This window comes from Mucilaginibacter sp. P2_A4 (assembly GCF_056405015.1).
The window spans coordinates 1-17,621 of the sequence record NZ_JBFUCX010000023.1 but is presented as its reverse complement, the minus strand read 5'-3'; the positions used below and the strand labels follow the sequence as shown (position 1 = coordinate 17,621).

Here is a 17,621-nt window from a genome sequence, read left to right as displayed (position 1 = left end):
AACTATAAATTAAAATGAATGACCTTTTCGTTTCTTCTTTCGTGTATTTTGTTTTAATCTGCTGATAGCGGCCATGTCCTGTTGTTCCTCTTTGAACAGTGCCTGAAGTAAAGAACCTCCGCTATTTTCTCCGGCTGTATTGCCTGAAAAAAAGTTAACTTTTCTGATGTTGCTAACCTCCGCATTATTTACCTTTTTGATTGATGCCTTATCTTGAATTCCCGCATTTATAAACCTTTCGGCGAGCATAGCGGCACTATATTGTTTACCTAAATCACTTCCTTTGAACACCGACTTTGAATTGTGATCTACAAATGTCACCCCATATAACCGCCCATCGTCGTTTTGTCTGAACACTACTTGTATTCCTTTATCATGCAATGCTTTTTGAAATTCAACCTTTGAACGTGGCTTATTCAACACCCCATCAATTGCATTTTTCAATTGTTCTTTTAATGGTTTTCGCAATACCTCATTTAGCCTGAAACGGCCTTCCAAAGTTTTTAAAGTTGGTTTCCCATAAATGCTACTTGCTTTTATGGGCACCCCAAGTTTGTTGCCCTTTTTATCAATTACCCAATAAACCAATCCGTGCTTTTCATACATCCTGGAATCTTTTGATCCCATATCAGCGGTAACATTAAATTGATTGAGCACAGCATTCATTTCAGAAATACTGGTAAATCTGTAGCTTTTCATTACCTCATTGACAACATTGGTAATCGCTCTTTTAGTTTCATCCTTACCATATTCTACTTGCTTTAAATTGATACGTTCCAGCACCATTTCACCGTCCGGTTTGTTGCCTGCCCGTTGCAAATCATATTTAATTTCAATGGCTTTCCTGGCACTTTCTGATTTAGTCTTTCCCAATAAATGCAAGCTTATTCTTTCCCCTGATGTTTGGATATTAGTAGTAACAACATGTACATGCGGGTGACTTGCATCCAAATGTTTGTAGACCAGGTAAGGTTGGTTTCCGAAACCGATCTGCTCCATATAATCCCCAATAATTTGCTGAAGAAATGAAATTTCAAAATCCTCTCCATTTGCAAAATTCAAAGATATGTGAACGGCATTCGTTTTGGTTCTTTCATTACCTGATGCCAAATCTGTTAACCTAAAAAGCTTGTCATTAAAATTCAGATCCTGCAAATCTTTAAAATAGCCGGCTGCGTCAATGAATTGGGCTCTATTATTTCGCACCTTAATTTCATTGTAATTCAAGGCACCAATTATGCTTTTCCCGCTCTTAATTTTTGCGACCATAAATCTGCATAGTTATTCATCCGGTCTTTGATCTGGATGATAGATGGCTCCAGTTTGCTATTGATTACGCTAAGCAAATTGACCCATAAGCGTGTGTCTGCATAACCCTGCGCACAATTAATATTTCGTACCGCCTGGTTCAAATTATTACCAATGGCATTGAGTTCTTTGCGCAGTAAAATTAGTTCATCCAAAACCTCGTCCATCGACTTATCACGATAGATTACTGTTATCGGTCTTTCGAGCAAAACGCTCCTGGTGTACTCGCTGAGCCTTCTAAATCTGGTCTTCTTGAACCGATTATCAATCAGCGTAAACTCCGCGGGCTTTAACCTCGTTAGCAATATTTTTGACCGCTTTTCTTCTTTATTTTCCATCATCTGAACACTTTAAAAATTCGACTTCGGAGTATTTTTCCATGTCCCGGACTGACTTCGGAAGGGAGGGCAAGATTTCGTTTGTAATACAAACGTACATCTTGCTGATTGCTATAAAGTGGCAATCTCGTCCCTTTTCAAGGTCCTCCATTCGGATTTATTGATCATCAGTAATTTATCAAGACTGGCTGCAAAACGGCGACATTCTCAATTTCCGTTTTATTGTTTGCCGGTAGTTAAATATCCATTCGGTAGCAACGACTTTCCAATTCCGAATCGGCACACCTTTAATCGTTTTCCATTGCGATAATTCCTGCTCTGTAAAGAAATTATCGGCACACTCCGGCAGATCTTTTTGGTCAAAATAGATGGCAACAATAGTTCTATCCGGCGGGATATTTTCTCCAAAACCATTGAAGTTATCCAGATAGTTTTTGAGCTCTTCCTGGTGGGGTTCACATTCTTTTTGAATAACCCTTTTTGCCTTACGCTTCATGCCATGTTCATTTGGTCGTTCGACTTGCCGGAGTGCATCAGGCTTTCAATTTCTTCGAGGTTATAGTAAGTAACCCCACCTAATTTTTTGAAAGGAATTACCCCTTTGTCCCGCAAGTATTGCAACTTACTTTCGGAGAGCCGCAGCATTTTTTTAATCTCAAAGGCTTTCAGCCATTGATGGCCGGGATGTCCTGTTTGTTCTTTCAGCAGCTTCTTAATGTCAACAATAAGCTGTTGTTTAAAATCAATCAAGTCCTGCACGGTGATCAGCTGATCGCGGTGAACTCTAGGAAAGTCATTTTCGTGTTCATTTGTATTTGCCATAGCTTCAAATTTAGTATAGCAAATGTGAGAAAGGGTGAAATATTTTTTTCACAACTTACGTATGAGGTAGGTGTTTTTATTTTCAATGTAGATCATTCCAACATTCAATTTAACAATACAAACCTCAAGGTCCAAAGGTTCGAATCCCTAGCTCTCCGCTTATTACATTAACAAAAGTGTCAAAAGCCCCTTAATTTCGCAATTAAGGGGCTTTTTCTTTTACATACCTGCCAAAACTCGCAAATAATCGCAAAACTCTATTGCGTCATTCGTCGCGTCCTTTCAAAAAACCACTAAAAAAAACGCTACGAATAGCTTATAAATATTTAAATTACAGCATGTTCTAGAAACGCGCATCTTGTGCAACATATGGCTGAAACGTATTTTTGTTTAACTTTATTGATGTGTTATGTTAGAAAAAACGTTTGGGTTATTATTCTTTTTAAAGCAACCCAAAAACAAACAAGAGGACAACAGAGTCATTTACCTGAAAATTACCGTAGATGGTAAAGCGGTGGAGCTTTCCACCAAGCGCAGGTGTGAACAGTCGAGGTGGAATGCCCGGACAGGGCGGGCTATCGGTACAAAGGAAGCAAGTAAGGAATTAAATCAATACCTGGATTCCTTTGAACAACATGTTTTTCATTTAAAACGGATTGTGAATTATTCAGACAGTATCATTACCGCACAAAGTATCAAAGATATCTTAAATGGCAATATTGAAAAACCAAAGATGATAGTTTTCAGCGCAAACTGTAAATTATGCCTGCTGCCAGCTATATGCAGAGGTTAACGAGAATTAGCCATTATATCTCCTGGTTGTAACAATTCGCAAAGAATTATCCGTGGCTTACAATTCGTTAGCTATCTTTGTGGCTGATGGATATTCAAGCCTATATTGAAAGCGGTAATCTGGAGCACTATTGTTTCGAGTTAGAGAACACCGAACTTGGAAACGAAATCAGTGCTTTGTGGGTCGCTCATCCTAAGATCCGTCAGGAACTGAACGAAATTGAGCTGGCTTTGGAAAAGCTGTCCAAGATTCAGGGGATAAGCCCCTGCCCGCAATTAAAAAACAGAATTATGGCCGCTATCGATCTGGTTGAAGAAATCATCGATCTGGATCATTTACCCTCGACCAGCAAATATTCAAATTATGAAAACTGGCTAAAAGCGGTGGAACACCTCATCCCGGCCGAGCCCTTTGAAGATTTTTTTGCGCATACTTTACAGCAAAATGAAAGGATCGCCCAAACTCTGGTCGTCACCAAACTGAATGTACCCGAAGAAGTTCACGAAGTAGTAGCTGAAAGCTTCTTTATCTTAAAGGGTACCTGCACCTGTACGGTCGGAACAGCAATGATTACCCTAAATGCTGGCGACCACTTAGATATTCCGCTGCATACCAACCACGACATCCGGATCGATTCACCCTACGTGGTCGCTATATTGCAACACAAGTTCGCAGTTTAAAGCTGGCATACTTATCGCTATAATTTCATACATTGTTATTTATCTCACCCTGAATGCCACAAGCGCTACTTAGTCCTGCTGAACTACTATTGCTTATCCGATCCAAAACAAGGGCTGGTGCTGAAGCGCTGTACGATCAATATTCCGCAGTATTAGGGTTGGCGATCTTTCGCATTGTTCAGGAAAGGGTATTATCCGACCCCTTACTGGAAAAAACGATCTTACAAATTTGGGATACCGCTGACCAATATAATGAGCAGCAATCACCGCTGTTGACCTGGATGTTAGCCATTGCGAAAAGCTTAGCACGGCAACAAATGGAAATTAATAAACTGCAACTGAGTAAAGAAGCAGATCTCGGATTAAAACCGGCCTGAAACTTGTAAAATAACAAGCATGAAAGTTATTCTATTATACCCGATTAAAACTTTGAATATCGTCGAGAAAATGATCGCGGCAATTTTAAAACGAAACAGCGATGCTTTCAAAGATACCAGCAAACAATTCATTAAAAATAACCAGGCTTATCAACTCGGATTTACCGGTATGACTGCCTGATCAGATACATCAACTATAAAACAAACATCCACCCATGAAAAGCTTTCCTCCGGAAGGCTTTTTTTTACGATTTAGTGTTGACTATAGTGTACGCTAAATCCTAATGATTGTATGCTGAGGCCTAATCATTCATATTATTTAGTGACTTTTTAATTCAATCAGAACAGGAGCGATTATTGCCATGTAAAAACCATGGAGGACGGTACGAGACAAAAAAAACTATTGATCATAGAAGATGACGTTGATATTTTGCAAATACTGGACCTTATTTTTTGTGAAGAGGGTTACAATGTTGTGTTATCCGAGACCGGTTCTGAAAGTTGGGAACTTTCGGAAATGAAACCTGATTTGATCTTATTGGATCTAAGACTTTCGACGCTGGGCCGGGAAGGTGCAGAGATATGCACGCGTTTGAAATCGCAGCCTGCGACCTGCCATATCCCCATTATTCTATTATCAGCTGAGCGGGATATTAAACAGGTTTGTAAAGAATGCGGTGCTAATGATTACCTGAGCAAACCGTTTGATATCGAACAATTGTCCAGCATGGTGAGCAGTTGGTGTTAAATTAAGATCGATTTGCTACCTTTAACCAATCCTGTTCTCCTGATGATTATAGCCGACACAGTTTTTAAGCGTAATAATGTAAAACTAACCGGTGACGGTGAGCAGGTGATGCTTTTCGCGCATGGATTTGGATGCGATCAGCGGGCATGGAAGTATGTTGTTGACGCTTTTACCCACGATTATAAAGTCGTCCTGTTTGATTATACCGGTTCAGGGCTATCAGATATCAGCCAATATCGATCCGAGAAATATAAAAGTCTGGAAGGTTATGTTCAGGATCTGCTGGATGTGTGTAAAGCGCTCGATTTAAAGAATGCGATATTTGTCGGCCATTCGGTAAGTAGCATGGTTGGTTTACTGGCCGCAGTGCGGCATCCGGAATATTTCTCCAAAATGGTTTTTATCGGCCCTTCGCCGCGCTATCTGAATACGCCTGATTATCATGGTGGTTTTGAAAGACCGGACCTGGAAAATCTTTTCGAATTTATGGACAGCAATTACCTGGGCTGGTCAAGCGCTATGGCTCCGGCTATTATGGCCAATCCTGACAGGCCGGAATTAGGTGAATTCCTGACCGATAGTTTTTGTTCCACCGATCCTGATATTGCCCGTGATTTTGCAAGGGTAACGTTCTTTTCAGATAACCGCGATGATCTATCCAAGTTAAAGGTGAAAAGTCTAACCCTGCAATGTTCCGAAGATGTGATCGCGCCTTTAGAGGTTGGCAAGTACTTTCATGAGCATACACCCGGCAATGAATTTGTATTACTCAATGCGACCGGGCATTGTCCGCATATCAGCGCGCCTGGCGAAACGATAAAGGCCATAAAGGCCTATCTCAATAATAATGAAGATGGAAAATGATTTGCTGACCCGGCTCATTGACTCGGAGCAGTTATACCAAAATGCTCCTTGTGGCTATTTTTCCCTCTCTTCAGATGGAAATATTATCAAGATCAATTTGACCTTACTGAATTGGCTCGGTTATGAGGAAAAGGAACTGCTTGGTAGAAGGTTTGCTACTTTACTTGCTAAGGGCGGGCAGATGCACTTTGAAATGTTCTTTTGGCCGGTGGCCAGTATGAATAAAGCGGTCAAGGAATTTAGTTATGAGATCCTGCGGAAAGATGGTTCCCTAATAGCCGTGCTGTTAAACGCTTCAACCCTGTTAGGTAAGGATGGCAAAATGCAGGCTATCAATGCTGTTTTAACAAATACTACCGAACGGAAGAATTACGAAAAGGAGCTGCTGCGTTCCAAAAGAGTGGCTGAAAGTGAGAAAAAGCGTTTGCAGTTTATGGCAGATCTGGTACCTGAGATCATCTGGACGGCAACCGAAAAAGGAAATATAGATTATGTGAATGCCCGGTTCTGCCAATATTTTAATTGTACCGGCGAAGATACCCGTTCTTCTTTTGTGCTTTCCAAAATCCATAAAGATGACCTGAGAGATCTGCTGCAAGTTTGGTACAAGTGCATTGAGACAGGTGAAAATTTACAAAAAGAGATCAGGCTGATCAACCGTGAAGGAATCTATGAATGGCATTTATTGAAATCCGCTTTATTTCTGGACGAGGATGGAAACATGACCAACTGGTTTGGCTCCTGCGCAAATATCAACGACCATGTCATGGCTTTAAAGAAAAAGGATGAATTCATCAGCATTGCCAGCCATGAGTTAAAAACCCCGATCACCAGTTTAAAAGCAGTGTTGCAATTGCTCGATAGACTGAAGCATGATCCATCCAACAAAATGGTACCGGGTTTGATCGAAAAGGCGAACCGGAATATCGATAAGGTGAACGCATTGGTAGTTGATCTGCTGAATGCCAGTCAGATGAACCAAGGCCATTTGCATCTGAATAAATCGCTTTTCAACTTGGCCGAAGTCATCGGCGATTGTGTACACCATATCCGGATCGATCAACGTTACGAGATCATCACTGAGGGAGATAATACTTTACAGGTGTTTGCCGACGAAGGACGGATCGAACAGGTAGTGACCAATTTTATAACCAACGCGATTAAATACGCCCCCGATAGTAAACAGATCGTGATCAATTTAAAATTTCTTGGCCCTAACATATTGGTCGAAGTGACCGACAAAGGTCCCGGCATCGCTGAAGAGAAAATACCCCATCTTTTCGATCGTTATTATCAAGTAGAAAACAAGGGTAGTAAGTATTCAGGTTTGGGTCTTGGGCTTTTTATCTGCGCAGAGATTATCAAAAGGCATGGTGGTGAAATTGGCGCTCGAAGCATTCCCGGTGAAGGCAGTACTTTTTGGTTTAGCTTACCAGGCTGATAATCAGTATATTTCCATTCTTAAAATTATAATTTCCCACCAATCATTTTGTCGGTCGATTTCCAAGGACATGTTGGATAATTTATCAATCCTTCGAAATGGATTATGACATATTTGTAACAGTAAATTCGAGTGTGTAAAATGCTATGGCTGGACATTCCGGAACCATTGATCACCGCGTCCTGGAAAAAGAGTTCAGGGTGTTCCGTTACACTTTGACCATGTTAAATAGCTGATTTAAAATTTTTGAAACTTTTATTCAACAACACAACTCATTGATCTAATTCGCATGGAACAGCATGGTCAAGTATGACGGAATGTCCGGCCGGATACGTTAACACCTAATTCGGACCGAAAAGTCTGGTATCTCAAACTCAATAACCATGTCGAATTTTATACCGGGCCAGGGTTCGACCCTGTTCACCCCGAACGAAGGCTTAAGCCGATGACGGATAATATACGCATCAAATACGCGCACCAAAACTGATCAGTTGATTCCACATCGGCATGATCCCAGTGTTGGCCCTGAACACCCGTAGGACCCTATCATAGGCGATCACCGATTTAGGATAAAGCCCTCGAACACTACCGCGCTCCCCGCATCGCATTCCTTTTCTTTGTATGCTGCGTTTCGCTGAAGCGCGGCGCCACCAGTTCTTTTCCCCAGATCTTCCGTCCCGCTCGTTTGGGATGGGTAAGGAAATATTGGTTGCGGGTTTGGAAATGAAGGCTGATCGCCTGCTGGCAGGCGGCAACGTCCGGGTAATCGCTGTTATGGATGACCGCCCTCGCAAGCCCACAGAACACCGATTCGATCACGTTCAGGAACTGCGTACAGGAAGGCAGCGGCGCCAGGATGATCTCCGGACCTTCTCTCCTATCGTTATGATCTTTGATATAACGGAGCAGGATGGCCGAGTGATGCCAGCTGACCGCGTCCCAGCATAGGTACAACCGATTCTCCTCCCGGTATTGAGTTAACAGTAAAGCGATGAGTTTGATCATTTCAAACGTGTTCTTTTTTAACGAAAAGAAATGGCTCACCTGGTTGGTGGAAAGCTCCAGTGCCGCGGTGCAGATCATGATCCCTTTACTTCGCTGTTTTTCCGGGATGGCGACAGGCGCTTCCGCCTGTTGCCGGAGTGTCCGGCCGCCCTTGACCTTGATCCCGACCGGGCCGTATTCATCGATAGAAAAGAACTTTTCCTTCGGACCGAGCTTTTGCAGGATATGCTGGATGTACCGGATCTTTTCCCTGAATTTGGGGTCCTGGCTGGTCAGCCTATCCCGTGACTTTTTATAGCGGTAGCCCATCTGCTTCAACGTGTTGGAGACTTGCATATAGGAAACCTGCTCGAGGTACAAGGTATGGTAAACCGCGGTCAGCGCGGTGATCGTCCAGCTGGTCCGGTTCAGTCCATACAGCTTCGGCGATTCGTGCAGCAATTTAACCAGTTTTGCTTTACGGTCCTGCATTCGTTTCCGCACGACTTTTGGTGTTTGCCTGGCCGGTTTTTCAAAACCCTGCAGCCCTTTGGCCCGGTAAGCTGCCAGCCACCCGGTAACCGTTTTCCTTTCGGCCTCCACTTTCTCCATGATGCGGCTCACGTTCGTATCCGTCAGCGCCATGCGCAGCGTGACCGCGATCTGCCAGTGCCGGTGGTCATTCGAATGCCGCCATTTATCCAGCACAGCCATGTCCGCTTCGGAAATTTCCCTGAGCAAACGCGGCGGCGGTAACGGATGCTCCGCGACCCAGCTGTAATAAATATCTTTGAACGGAAAGTAGGAATAACCCTCCGGGCAAAGCTCGCGGTATTTGCGCCAAACCGGTTTGGCCGGGGTACCCGGTTTTTCTGCCGACACCAGGCCAGGCAGTACCTTTATCAGCTGGACATAGAGCGGGGTCAGGCGATGGGATCTGGCCGGTTCAGGCATATAGAAATCCATATCGGCTAATTTTTCCGGGTAAAGCGCTTTGATCTTTTCGAATTCCCGTCCGTAGCGCCAGGTCGTAATGCTGGATAGCTTCAGCTCGCGGGCCAGAAGGTGGCTGTGGAAACGGCCTTCGATAAAGCGTTTGCGCAGGGTGTTTATTTTGACCTGTGGGATCTGGTGGCGGCGCATGACAGGAATATAACAAGCTGGGATCCGAAATGTTCAGGCCCCGAAATCTGCGAGCATGGCATTTTTTACCGCCCCCATATTATCCTCCATCTGTGCATAGACGCGCTCGTAATGTGCGCAGAGAGTCGCGATAATCTCCTGGTAGTCCTGGAAGAAATCCTCCTTTTCGGCGGGCAGCGCCAGCTTGATCCGCTCGGAGTAATCGAGCACTTCCAGGTAAAGTTCGTGTGAGCGCTGGCTATCTTCCAGCATGGCTTGGAAACTGTAGGGTATGGTATAGTAAATACCGATCAGGTTATACTTCCAGTTCTCGGCCTGCAATTTGGCCTGGTAAGTATCCAGGCGGTCCATTTCCTGCCGCAGGAAACCCAGTGTGGTATCGCTGCGGTCGTCCCTGCGGTTTCGCCAGTAAGCAATGTTCTTTTTGATCATGGTCATCAGTTCCCCGTTTATAAAGTAAAAATTCTCCCCGATCTCTACTTTCTTACCGCGATAAAGTGTCTGAACCTCGGTCTTTTGTTTGCGGCGGTCATTGATATAGCTAAACAGCCCGGTCAGGAGCTGGGTGAGCAGTGCGCCGGCAAGGCCGGCAAAGGCGGTAAGGATCAGATATGAGGGCTGGGTATTCATGCTTACAGCAAAGGTAAGCAAAGGACTTTTGAATTGCTAATATTTTTAGTATTTTCATCACATTTCGGTAACCTTATTGCATGCAAAATCTATTTCGTTTGATCCATCTTTAAAGCCGGTATTTACAACAAGAGCGCCGTCCCTGATCGCGTTATAAATATCCGGCTCATGAGCTTCCGTTAGGCTGATCACTTTATAATGAAAAAAGCTTACGTCTGTTACGACCGCAAGCTTCTGCATTTTTAGTTATGAACAACCCTATTCAAAATAACTACCAACAAAACTCAGAAATAACCATATTGTTTTTTTAATATTTACTTCTTAAATCCCCTTAAAAACGGCTTTTTTTATTTAAATTTCTTTTTTGCTTTCATTCAACAATTCAATTTCCTCAGGAGTTAAATAGTGTTCTATATTTCTTATTTCTCCATCAATGATGAATATCCATTCTGAATTCAAAGAAGATTCTAACGGAATAAATTGGAGGCGCTTTCCTTTTAAAATTTCATTTTTAGTAAGTTTATTTTGTAATATTCTTAATTTCAGGCTCATATTCAGGTGAGATATGTACCAAAAACAAGCTCAATATTGATTTGTTATTAATTTACGGTTAAATTTATATTACCTATAAATTACAAAGCCCCGTAACTGATTAGGTGACCAGCTGGTAAAATTCAAATCAAACTCACGGTTTCTTATCCTATGATTACTTACTTCAATTAATGAATATAGTTTGGTATAACCTTCATTGAAAATAATGCTTTGTGGCATCGAGATAATAATTACTGAATTCTTAACAGTTATTAACTTGTTAAAAGGTTCTGCTAACTCCTGTTTTAGATAAATCCTTACTTTCTCGAAATTACTTTCTTCGCTCATACTTTTGGTTTCAACTGTTCATCTATCCTTTCACCGATGGCCTGAACATCATCAACGGTTAACTCAACTTTATAATGGTGTAATCTTTTCTAAATTCAATTATTAATTCATAGTACCACCACTACGTTTTATTTCATCCGAGATATTTTTAAGCGAAGTATACATTTTTTTACATTCTTCTTTATATGGTTTAGATGCATTACTTTTTTCCTTATCAACTATATCAATGTACTTGAAACAACTATCAATATATGAGGATGTTTGACCTTCTTTATTCCGTTGTTCATTAAAAGCATTAGAATAACAAACTGCAATATAATAAGCTGTTTTAAAGTGTGGCTTTAACTTATAAGATGATTTTAGTAATGCAGCACCAGTTAAATAATCACCTTTTTTGTAACTATTAAACCCTTCTTTATACAATTGTTTATAGTCTGATGTTTGCCAAATCAAATTGGAACTCAGTAATATTAAAAACCAAAAATTTTTCATATGTCAAGGTATTGAATCAAATTCAGGTGGTTTTGGAGGAACGTAAATTCTCCCCTTTGAACCAGAACTTTGTGAAATATCATATGTTTTTTTTACCCCTATAGCATATCCAATAATCAATATACCTAATAAGACAAATAACAAACCGGGTGAAGAACTAATTAACCCACCTTTTATTCCGTGATACTCACCAGAAAATTTAAATTCACCCTTAACCCCACTGTTAATTAACTTATACCCCAACCTGATTGTTAAATACCCTAACAAAAAACAAAACATTTTCATCAGGAAAACTAATACTACCGGGATATAGAGGTCTAAGTCCATATGATTTAAATAATCAATAAATATAATTCTTAACCACTTAACAATCAAGCAACAATAAAAATTGTTTAATTGTAGACTGCCTGTCTAAATAATCTGTCCTTTACTGTTTGGACGTTATATCACGTTTGACAACAAATGCACGAATTGGCTCTTCCTTAGTCTTATCCTGTTATAATTTTATTTGCTTGTTGTTTTATATCCACCCCGGTTATTTAATGCGTACAGGCTGGCTTTCAAAGCACCTGTTAAAGGCTACAGCTAAGGAAGATGCTGCTAATGGCACTTAGACCAGTTGAAGTGTAAAAGCCCCAGTAAAGGCTTGTATCACTATCCAAATTACCCCAAACCACCACCCTAAGCAGAGTGGACAGTTGAAGGGCTTCTATAATCTAAATATAGTTTTTCTAAAATCCAGAGGTAAAACGGGTTAATTAGCAAGCCGTTTACCCAATAGCTATTAAAATTGTTGTTGGCACCATTAAATCACTTTCTTCAATCTTTGATAACCAAACGCCTTAATGGAACTGGCACCTTTTATAGGCAGGTGCATCATCGGTTTATACACTCCCCCCTATCTTCTTCTGATGTTTTGCGACACCAGATATCTTTAACCTGATAGCTGTTTATAGGTAGTTTACTCAGGTTGTACACCAATGTCTTATCTCTGTACACGTTAAAATAAAAGACTGGCAGGTTTCCGTTCTGCTCTGGCAACTCTTTAAGCTTTTCAAACTTCAACACTTCCAAAAAACCGGTATCGTAATCATCGTGATTATTGTACCTGATTTTGATTTCACCAAGGAATGCTCCGTTTTGGGTTTGACCGCTCACATCCCAAGATGCTTTTTCTCATAAGGATGAATAACCCCAATTTTGGTTAGGGTAAAGTTTTTGTATATAACCTCTACCCCTTAATTCTGTTTTGTCGTAATCACTTAATAATTCCATTGTACTAACCCCTTTATTTCTTCGCTCAATAAGGTAATCCCTATCATTAGGGTGTACAGTTCCGGTTCAATGGATTGTACTGTCATTTCTTTTTTATTCACCAAATAAGCCCCGGTTGGGGTCTGAACAATGAGGTGGTTTTTGATTTCAATTAGGCTCATAATATTTGCTTCTTTATTATAAATACTACAGTAAAATTTTAAACGCCCCGTTTTATTCATTTTTCTAAAAATAAATTTTTGACATAAAAAACCCCGTAGCGGTGGCTACAGGTCACAATGGGTTTAAATGATTACTCACTTATTCCCGTTTCGATACGCAATGTTTTTTTTAACTTAATAATAGCAAATACAGATGATATATTGCATTACCAATTATAACCAATTATGCCAATACCTTGCTTTGAATGTCATTCGCCAAACGTTATACGTATCCCTAAATATGAATCTATAAGCGATACCTATTTGCTATATCATAGATATATCTGTACAGGATGTTTAGATGTTTTCTATTGGTATAATTCAAATTTCTTGAAACCGCCTAAATCGAAAACCGTTCAATTAATCAATAATACACTTTAATATAGGTCAAAGGATTTATTAAAAGATTTATCAACCCCGGACGGGCATTAAGCACGTACAGTTCTAACAGGTATTTTTAATTGAACCATCAGAGCGTCAATATCTGTCTTTAGGCGGTACTTCGCCGTGATGGAATAGTAATTCCATAAGGGATAAGATTACTCAACACCGGGAGGTAATTTATTAAAAAGAGAGCTTTTAAGTTCTTCGCCGAAAGTTGAAAATTTTTCAATATTTCGGTTTGTGGGAAGTACAATTCCCGCTCAAACATTTAGCTGCTTATCAGGTTATGATAGGTAATATCTTGCTTTGGCAATGGGCTAACAGGCGGCAACTTCTTTTTAGGTATTACTTAGCCTCCTTCAGTAGAAGCCGTTACTGTTATTGATGGCAGTACGACAAGGGTAAGGTTTATTATTTTTTTTTTATAAAAGTCTATCTTTTTCTTTTTTGGCGATTCTTATCTATCAAATAAAACTGGTAAAGTACGTATAAATTTGAAGCATGCAAAAAATTGGGTTTGGCGGCTCCTGTCACTGGTGTACTGAAGCAATCTTTCGCTCGCTCAAAGGGGTGACTAAAGTTGAGCAGGGTTGGATCTCCTCTGATGGTGAAAATACTACGCCATCAGAAGCTGTCATCGTCAGCTTTAACGAGACGGAGATAAATTTACAGGCATTGATTACTATCCATCTGCATACGCATAGCTGCACTGTCGAACACAGCATGCGTGGCAAATACAGGTCCGCGGTTTATGCGTTCAACGACAAGCAAGCTATTGAAGCTGCCTCTGCAATTAAAACCTTGCAGACTGACTTTGAGCAGCCCATTGTCACCGAGGTTTTGTCCTTTCAAATCTTCAGGTTGAACGAAGAAAGCTACCTCGACTATTATTACAAAGACCCCTCCAAGCCATTCTGCCGGAATGTTGTGGATCCAAAATTGAAAGAATTATTAGCTAAATTCGAAAAGCACGTCGCACCGGAACAGAAAGCGCATTTATCTACCCTTTAGCAAGTACCCGATAATCAAGCCGATCGCGATAGCTGCAATGATATATCCTCAATTTACCGCAGGTTTCTTTTCTAACGTTTTTACCTCCGCATTAAATGCGGAGATCTGTTCATTCAGCAAGGTCAGTTTCTCGTTCTGAAGTTGCTCAGCACCGGCTTTCAATTGCTCTACTCCTTTCAGCTGGTGCTTGATATCGTTATCAATTATTTCGCTTTTGCCGATGATGACCGCGATCTTAAAGGGCTTTTCGGTCACAATCCCGCTTTTAATAAACCCTTGGACATCTTTGAACCCGGTTGAGGCTTTGGCTTGCAACAGGGTAATCTTGGCGAGGCAATCTTCGGAGTATTTATTTTGTGTTTGCTCGACCAGCTCGGTTACAGTAAGCTGGATTTGGATGCCGCCCGAGCTGTTCATCACGCGTTTAGTAATAAAGCCATTCACAGTAATGGTTTTATTGGGCTGAAGCTCGTTCCGGATGAGCGCAGGAATGATCAGGGTCAATTGGGCGTCCGATGATTCATCGCGAAGCGTGTCGTAAAAGTAGCCGTTATAGCGCTGCTTCTCCCCTGCAAGAACACACCTTTCAGCCGAATCATGCGTTTGCTCTGGCTGATGGTGATCGAGTTGTTATACAGGTTGTTCGATGTCCTAAAAGTTTTGCCTTGGAGAGCTGTTTTCTTGCCTTGCGCCTCAAGCTTGTCCGCTTTTAAAGCTTGCCAGTAACCACGGTATCGATTTGCAAATTCAACATCTTCAATGACCATGGTATTATTGGTTTGGGTACAAAGTCCGGTCGGTGCCCAGTTCGTTGAACCGAACAGCACAGCCCGGGCCTCGCCTGCGGCATCTTATCTTCATAAACCAAGACCTTATTATGTCCGATATGCCCGGCCGGCATCATGCGAGCGTAAGCATCAATTTTTGAAGATCTCAGCGACCCTCGCGCGTAATCGTTATCATCTGCAGTGATCTGGTTGGGAACTGTGCTGCCTTTCCTATTCACATGGGTCCCACCTTTCGGGGCATTGATCTTTACGGCTGAGTTGGAAAGCAAAATGCTTAACCTGTCTCGTAAACTGCAAAGCCCTTCAACCTGCTGACCGTCAGGTATCTTCACACTGGTTGAAGGGCGGATCCGTTCCTTTTTTATTGGTTGCATCATAATACAATGCCGCTGCGCCCAAAATACCGCTATTTTCTAAGGCAGATATTTCTATCCTGATCCGCTCTGCCGATTTGGTATAGGCAAAGGTTTTAATCTGCTGCCACATATTTTCCTGGAAGAAATCATAAGCATGCCGCACCGATCCGCCCAAAATGATCAATTGTGGGTCATAGGCATACATCACCATTTTAATGGCATGGCCTATATGTGTGCCCAATTCTGCGTATAAGGCCAATGCCCGGGCATCGCTTTTTTTTGCATCCTCGAAAACCTGTATACCATCCAACTGGTACACATTTTGAAAGAAAGAGCCGCTGCAATAGTACTCCAGTATGTTATCCAGATAATTGAATAAGCCAAACTCCCCCGCCCCGCAATTGTACCCAGCATACAGCTTATTATTAATGATTACACCGGCACCCAAACCAGTACCCAGTGTTAAACCGATCATAGAATCAACCCCGTTGCCTTTTCCAAAATGATACTCGCCTACGGCAAAGCAATTGGCATCGTTATTTACAAAAACGGGGACATGATAGCGTGCCTCCATTAATTTTTTCAAAGGCACTTCTATCCACGAGGGAATATACAGCACGTCATAAACAATACCCTCCGCTACATCCACTACGCTGGGTACACCGATGCCTATAGCTTTTACCGAATCATCTATCAAAGCATCCACCACCTGGTAAATATCATTCAACACATCCTCAACAGAACCATCACTATGGATACGTGCCGAAACAATRTCAGATARGGCATYTCCCGTTACTACCGCCCCGCGTATGTTTGTAGCGCCAAGATCTATTCCTATAACTTTAATATCCTTCATCTTATGCTTTATCTTTTTTGTCGAACACGGTTTGATTAGTAATTAGTGGTTTTGCCCAAAAACCGATGCTTAAAATATAGCCCATGGTAAKGTATARGAACAGCATCCCTGTACGCAGGCCCAGGAAATCACCCAACCCACCGATGATCAACGGAACAATGGCRCCGCCAATAATGCCYGTAACCATAATACCGGCAAATGAACCGTGATGTTCATCTATAGAATTAAGTGCCAGCGAAAAAATAACAGGATACATTACYGATGCAAAAAAACCTACCARCGGAAAGGCAATTAATGAAACCTTAGCCGGGCCAAAAAGAGCRGCKGTGAGGCAAATTAATGCCGCAACCGTAAACCCTATTAACACTTTACGGCTATCCAATACTTTCAGCAAAAACAAACCGACAACGCCTCCTGCAGTCATCAATCCCCAAAAATAGGCAACCGTATCGGCCCCTTTGGTTTGCGGATCAAAGCCATGATAGGTTTCTAAAAATTTTGATATCCAATTGGCTATACCCTGCTCGGTGCCCACATAGCAGATCATGGCTATAAAAAACAATACGACTACCGGCTTTCTAAAAAGCGTAATATGTGTTTTGATCGGCCCTACCTCTTCATCCGCCTTCAGCGCTACTACTGGGAATTTTGAAAACCTGATGATCACGATCATCACCAAAGAAATCACGGCAAATATCCAGTAAAGCGAGATCCAGGGCAAATTGGAGGGCACTATGGTATGAAAATAAGCCATAAAGCCAGTGTTGCCCGCATCATTCAGGTGAAGTGCAAAATAGGAATACACCATCGGACTTAGAAAAGATGCCGCKCCGAATATGAGCTGRGCCAGTACGGAGTTAAATGCATAATGTTCCTCTCCGCCGGATGTACGCAGCAAAGGATTGATCACCACCTGCARCATRGCCATGCCMGAGCCAATCAGGAACAACGAAATAATAGCGCTCAAATARTTGGGCACCATGGCCAGTAGCAGCGAACCTAAAAAGGATACGATAAACCCGGCAATCATTATCTTCTTTTCCTTGTACTTCTCCAGCAACATCCCSGTGGGGATAGAAACCAAACCGTAGGCTATAAAAAAGGCAAATGGTAAGAAAGCTGCCAGCGTTAGGCTCAGGTGAAAACCCTTTATGAAATCGGGATTTAGGGCACCAATAACGTTGGTGAGAAAAGAGATAACAAAAAAGCTGAGCATGATTAATGCTACGATGTAGTAGTTACGTTTCATGAA

24 protein-coding genes are annotated in these 17,621 nt (G+C 41.7%); 8 read left to right on the top strand and 16 right to left on the bottom strand.

Annotated features, from left to right (window positions below; translation table 11 throughout):
* Positions 1-9: 9 nt before the first annotated feature.
* From AC1DYB_RS28755 to AC1DYB_RS28740, 4 genes are all read right to left on the bottom strand, one after another.
* Positions 10-1,206 carry a relaxase/mobilization nuclease domain-containing protein gene (locus tag AC1DYB_RS28755; RefSeq protein WP_477440147.1) on the bottom strand — a complete coding sequence of 399 codons (1,197 nt, stop codon included), beginning with the start codon at positions 1,204-1,206 and terminating at the stop codon, positions 10-12.
* 29 nt (positions 1,207-1,235) lie between these two features.
* Positions 1,236-1,649: a plasmid mobilization protein gene (locus tag AC1DYB_RS28750; protein WP_477440145.1), complete on the bottom strand. Its 414-nt coding sequence runs from the start codon at positions 1,647-1,649 to the stop codon at positions 1,236-1,238.
* 175 nt (positions 1,650-1,824) lie between these two features.
* Complete coding sequence (locus AC1DYB_RS28745; protein WP_477440143.1) at positions 1,825-2,142, bottom strand: hypothetical protein; 318 nt, start codon at positions 2,140-2,142, stop codon at positions 1,825-1,827.
* The gene (locus AC1DYB_RS28740; protein WP_477440141.1) at positions 2,139-2,468 is read right to left on the bottom strand and encodes a helix-turn-helix domain-containing protein; all 330 of its coding nucleotides are present in this window, start codon (positions 2,466-2,468) and stop codon (positions 2,139-2,141) included. The genes AC1DYB_RS28745 and AC1DYB_RS28740 overlap by 4 nt, the downstream gene beginning before the upstream one ends.
* A 409-nt stretch (positions 2,469-2,877) precedes the next feature.
* Between AC1DYB_RS28740 and AC1DYB_RS28735 the strand changes: the two genes are divergently transcribed.
* The 7 genes from AC1DYB_RS28735 to AC1DYB_RS28705 all read left to right on the top strand — a co-directional run bounded on the left by AC1DYB_RS28735 (position 2,878) and on the right by AC1DYB_RS28705 (position 7,371).
* A complete protein-coding gene (locus tag AC1DYB_RS28735) occupies positions 2,878-3,261 on the top strand; it encodes an Arm DNA-binding domain-containing protein (protein WP_477440139.1) in 384 nt (127 codons plus the stop codon).
* Between the two features lie 86 nt (positions 3,262-3,347).
* Complete coding sequence (locus tag AC1DYB_RS28730; RefSeq protein WP_477440137.1) at positions 3,348-3,941, top strand: cupin domain-containing protein; 594 nt, start codon at positions 3,348-3,350, stop codon at positions 3,939-3,941.
* 53 nt (positions 3,942-3,994) lie between these two features.
* Positions 3,995-4,318 carry a hypothetical protein gene (locus tag AC1DYB_RS28725; protein WP_477440135.1) on the top strand — a complete coding sequence of 108 codons (324 nt, stop codon included), beginning with the start codon at positions 3,995-3,997 and terminating at the stop codon, positions 4,316-4,318.
* A 19-nt stretch (positions 4,319-4,337) separates the two neighbouring features.
* Positions 4,338-4,499, top strand: coding sequence for a hypothetical protein (locus AC1DYB_RS28720; protein ID WP_477440133.1), 162 nt, complete (start codon positions 4,338-4,340; stop codon positions 4,497-4,499).
* A 192-nt stretch (positions 4,500-4,691) separates the two neighbouring features.
* Positions 4,692-5,066 (top strand): response regulator, encoded by a 375-nt coding sequence (locus AC1DYB_RS28715; RefSeq protein WP_477440131.1) that lies wholly within the window; start codon positions 4,692-4,694, stop codon positions 5,064-5,066.
* A gap of 42 nt (positions 5,067-5,108) precedes the next feature.
* Complete coding sequence (locus AC1DYB_RS28710; protein WP_477440129.1) at positions 5,109-5,930, top strand: alpha/beta fold hydrolase; 822 nt, start codon at positions 5,109-5,111, stop codon at positions 5,928-5,930.
* Positions 5,920-7,371, top strand: coding sequence for an ATP-binding protein (locus AC1DYB_RS28705; protein WP_477440127.1), 1,452 nt, complete (start codon positions 5,920-5,922; stop codon positions 7,369-7,371). Before AC1DYB_RS28710 ends, AC1DYB_RS28705 begins: the two co-directional genes overlap by 11 nt.
* 585 nt (positions 7,372-7,956) lie before the next feature.
* Here AC1DYB_RS28705 and AC1DYB_RS28700 read toward each other — a convergent pair.
* The 8 genes from AC1DYB_RS28700 to AC1DYB_RS28665 form a co-directional block, all read right to left on the bottom strand.
* Positions 7,957-9,498 (bottom strand): IS630 family transposase, encoded by a 1,542-nt coding sequence (locus AC1DYB_RS28700; RefSeq protein ID WP_477440125.1) that lies wholly within the window; start codon positions 9,496-9,498, stop codon positions 7,957-7,959.
* Between the two features lie 33 nt (positions 9,499-9,531).
* The gene (locus AC1DYB_RS28695) at positions 9,532-10,128 is read right to left on the bottom strand and encodes a hypothetical protein (RefSeq protein WP_477440123.1); all 597 of its coding nucleotides are present in this window, start codon (positions 10,126-10,128) and stop codon (positions 9,532-9,534) included.
* A gap of 57 nt (positions 10,129-10,185) precedes the next feature.
* Complete coding sequence (locus tag AC1DYB_RS28690; protein WP_477440121.1) at positions 10,186-10,368, bottom strand: phosphoenolpyruvate carboxykinase (ATP); 183 nt, start codon at positions 10,366-10,368, stop codon at positions 10,186-10,188.
* Positions 10,369-10,479: 111 nt separating this feature from the next.
* The gene (locus AC1DYB_RS28685) at positions 10,480-10,680 is read right to left on the bottom strand and encodes a hypothetical protein (protein ID WP_477440119.1); all 201 of its coding nucleotides are present in this window, start codon (positions 10,678-10,680) and stop codon (positions 10,480-10,482) included.
* Between the two features lie 429 nt (positions 10,681-11,109).
* Positions 11,110-11,499: a hypothetical protein gene (locus AC1DYB_RS28680; protein WP_477440117.1), complete on the bottom strand. Its 390-nt coding sequence runs from the start codon at positions 11,497-11,499 to the stop codon at positions 11,110-11,112.
* A gap of 3 nt (positions 11,500-11,502) precedes the next feature.
* On the bottom strand, positions 11,503-11,826 hold the full coding sequence (locus tag AC1DYB_RS28675) for a hypothetical protein (RefSeq protein WP_477440115.1): 324 nt from the start codon (positions 11,824-11,826) through the stop codon (positions 11,503-11,505).
* Positions 11,827-12,375: 549 nt separating this feature from the next.
* Positions 12,376-12,657, bottom strand: coding sequence for a hypothetical protein (locus AC1DYB_RS28670; RefSeq protein ID WP_477440113.1), 282 nt, complete (start codon positions 12,655-12,657; stop codon positions 12,376-12,378).
* A 104-nt stretch (positions 12,658-12,761) separates the two neighbouring features.
* Positions 12,762-12,995, bottom strand: a complete 234-nt coding sequence (locus tag AC1DYB_RS28665) for a hypothetical protein (RefSeq protein WP_477440111.1) — start codon at positions 12,993-12,995, stop codon at positions 12,762-12,764.
* 864 nt (positions 12,996-13,859) lie between these two features.
* Here AC1DYB_RS28665 and AC1DYB_RS28660 point away from each other — a divergent pair.
* Complete coding sequence (locus AC1DYB_RS28660; protein WP_477440109.1) at positions 13,860-14,369, top strand: peptide-methionine (S)-S-oxide reductase; 510 nt, start codon at positions 13,860-13,862, stop codon at positions 14,367-14,369.
* Between the two features lie 48 nt (positions 14,370-14,417).
* Here the strand turns inward: AC1DYB_RS28660 and AC1DYB_RS28655 are convergent, their stop codons facing one another.
* The 4 genes from AC1DYB_RS28655 to AC1DYB_RS28640 form a co-directional block, all read right to left on the bottom strand.
* On the bottom strand, positions 14,418-14,873 hold the full coding sequence (locus AC1DYB_RS28655; RefSeq protein ID WP_477440107.1) for a hypothetical protein: 456 nt from the start codon (positions 14,871-14,873) through the stop codon (positions 14,418-14,420).
* Positions 14,870-15,136, bottom strand: a complete 267-nt coding sequence (locus AC1DYB_RS28650; RefSeq protein ID WP_477440105.1) for a hypothetical protein — start codon at positions 15,134-15,136, stop codon at positions 14,870-14,872. The genes AC1DYB_RS28655 and AC1DYB_RS28650 overlap by 4 nt, the downstream gene beginning before the upstream one ends.
* A gap of 339 nt (positions 15,137-15,475) precedes the next feature.
* Entirely contained in the window at positions 15,476-16,369 is an 894-nt protein-coding gene (locus AC1DYB_RS28645; protein ID WP_477440103.1) for an ROK family protein, read from the bottom strand.
* Position 16,370: 1 nt separating this feature from the next.
* Positions 16,371-17,621 (bottom strand): MFS transporter (locus AC1DYB_RS28640; RefSeq protein ID WP_477440101.1); only part of this gene is annotated, 1,251 nt, incomplete at its 5' end.

Bases quoted from the DNA above. Each gene is read 5' to 3' on its own strand.
- AC1DYB_RS28750 (WP_477440145.1), bottom strand. From the start codon at position 1,649: ATGATGGAAAATAAAGAAGAAAAGCGGTCAAAAATATTGCTAACGAGG.
- AC1DYB_RS28745 (WP_477440143.1), bottom strand. From the start codon at position 2,142: ATGAAGCGTAAGGCAAAAAGGGTTATTCAAAAAGAATGTGAACCCCAC.
- AC1DYB_RS28740 (WP_477440141.1), bottom strand. From the start codon at position 2,468: ATGGCAAATACAAATGAACACGAAAATGACTTTCCTAGAGTTCACCGC.
- AC1DYB_RS28735 (WP_477440139.1), top strand. From the start codon at position 2,878: ATGTTAGAAAAAACGTTTGGGTTATTATTCTTTTTAAAGCAACCCAAA.
- AC1DYB_RS28730 (WP_477440137.1), top strand. From the start codon at position 3,348: ATGGATATTCAAGCCTATATTGAAAGCGGTAATCTGGAGCACTATTGT.
- AC1DYB_RS28725 (WP_477440135.1), top strand. From the start codon at position 3,995: ATGCCACAAGCGCTACTTAGTCCTGCTGAACTACTATTGCTTATCCGA.
- AC1DYB_RS28720 (WP_477440133.1), top strand. From the start codon at position 4,338: ATGAAAGTTATTCTATTATACCCGATTAAAACTTTGAATATCGTCGAG.
- AC1DYB_RS28715 (WP_477440131.1), top strand. From the start codon at position 4,692: ATGGAGGACGGTACGAGACAAAAAAAACTATTGATCATAGAAGATGAC.
- AC1DYB_RS28710 (WP_477440129.1), top strand. From the start codon at position 5,109: ATGATTATAGCCGACACAGTTTTTAAGCGTAATAATGTAAAACTAACC.
- AC1DYB_RS28705 (WP_477440127.1), top strand. From the start codon at position 5,920: ATGGAAAATGATTTGCTGACCCGGCTCATTGACTCGGAGCAGTTATAC.
- AC1DYB_RS28700 (WP_477440125.1), bottom strand. From the start codon at position 9,498: ATGCGCCGCCACCAGATCCCACAGGTCAAAATAAACACCCTGCGCAAA.
- AC1DYB_RS28695 (WP_477440123.1), bottom strand. From the start codon at position 10,128: ATGAATACCCAGCCCTCATATCTGATCCTTACCGCCTTTGCCGGCCTT.
- AC1DYB_RS28690 (WP_477440121.1), bottom strand. From the start codon at position 10,368: ATGCAGAAGCTTGCGGTCGTAACAGACGTAAGCTTTTTTCATTATAAA.
- AC1DYB_RS28685 (WP_477440119.1), bottom strand. From the start codon at position 10,680: ATGAGCCTGAAATTAAGAATATTACAAAATAAACTTACTAAAAATGAA.
- AC1DYB_RS28680 (WP_477440117.1), bottom strand. From the start codon at position 11,499: ATGAAAAATTTTTGGTTTTTAATATTACTGAGTTCCAATTTGATTTGG.
- AC1DYB_RS28675 (WP_477440115.1), bottom strand. From the start codon at position 11,826: ATGGACTTAGACCTCTATATCCCGGTAGTATTAGTTTTCCTGATGAAA.
- AC1DYB_RS28665 (WP_477440111.1), bottom strand. From the start codon at position 12,995: ATGAATAAAACGGGGCGTTTAAAATTTTACTGTAGTATTTATAATAAA.
- AC1DYB_RS28660 (WP_477440109.1), top strand. From the start codon at position 13,860: ATGCAAAAAATTGGGTTTGGCGGCTCCTGTCACTGGTGTACTGAAGCA.
- AC1DYB_RS28650 (WP_477440105.1), bottom strand. From the start codon at position 15,136: ATGGTCATTGAAGATGTTGAATTTGCAAATCGATACCGTGGTTACTGG.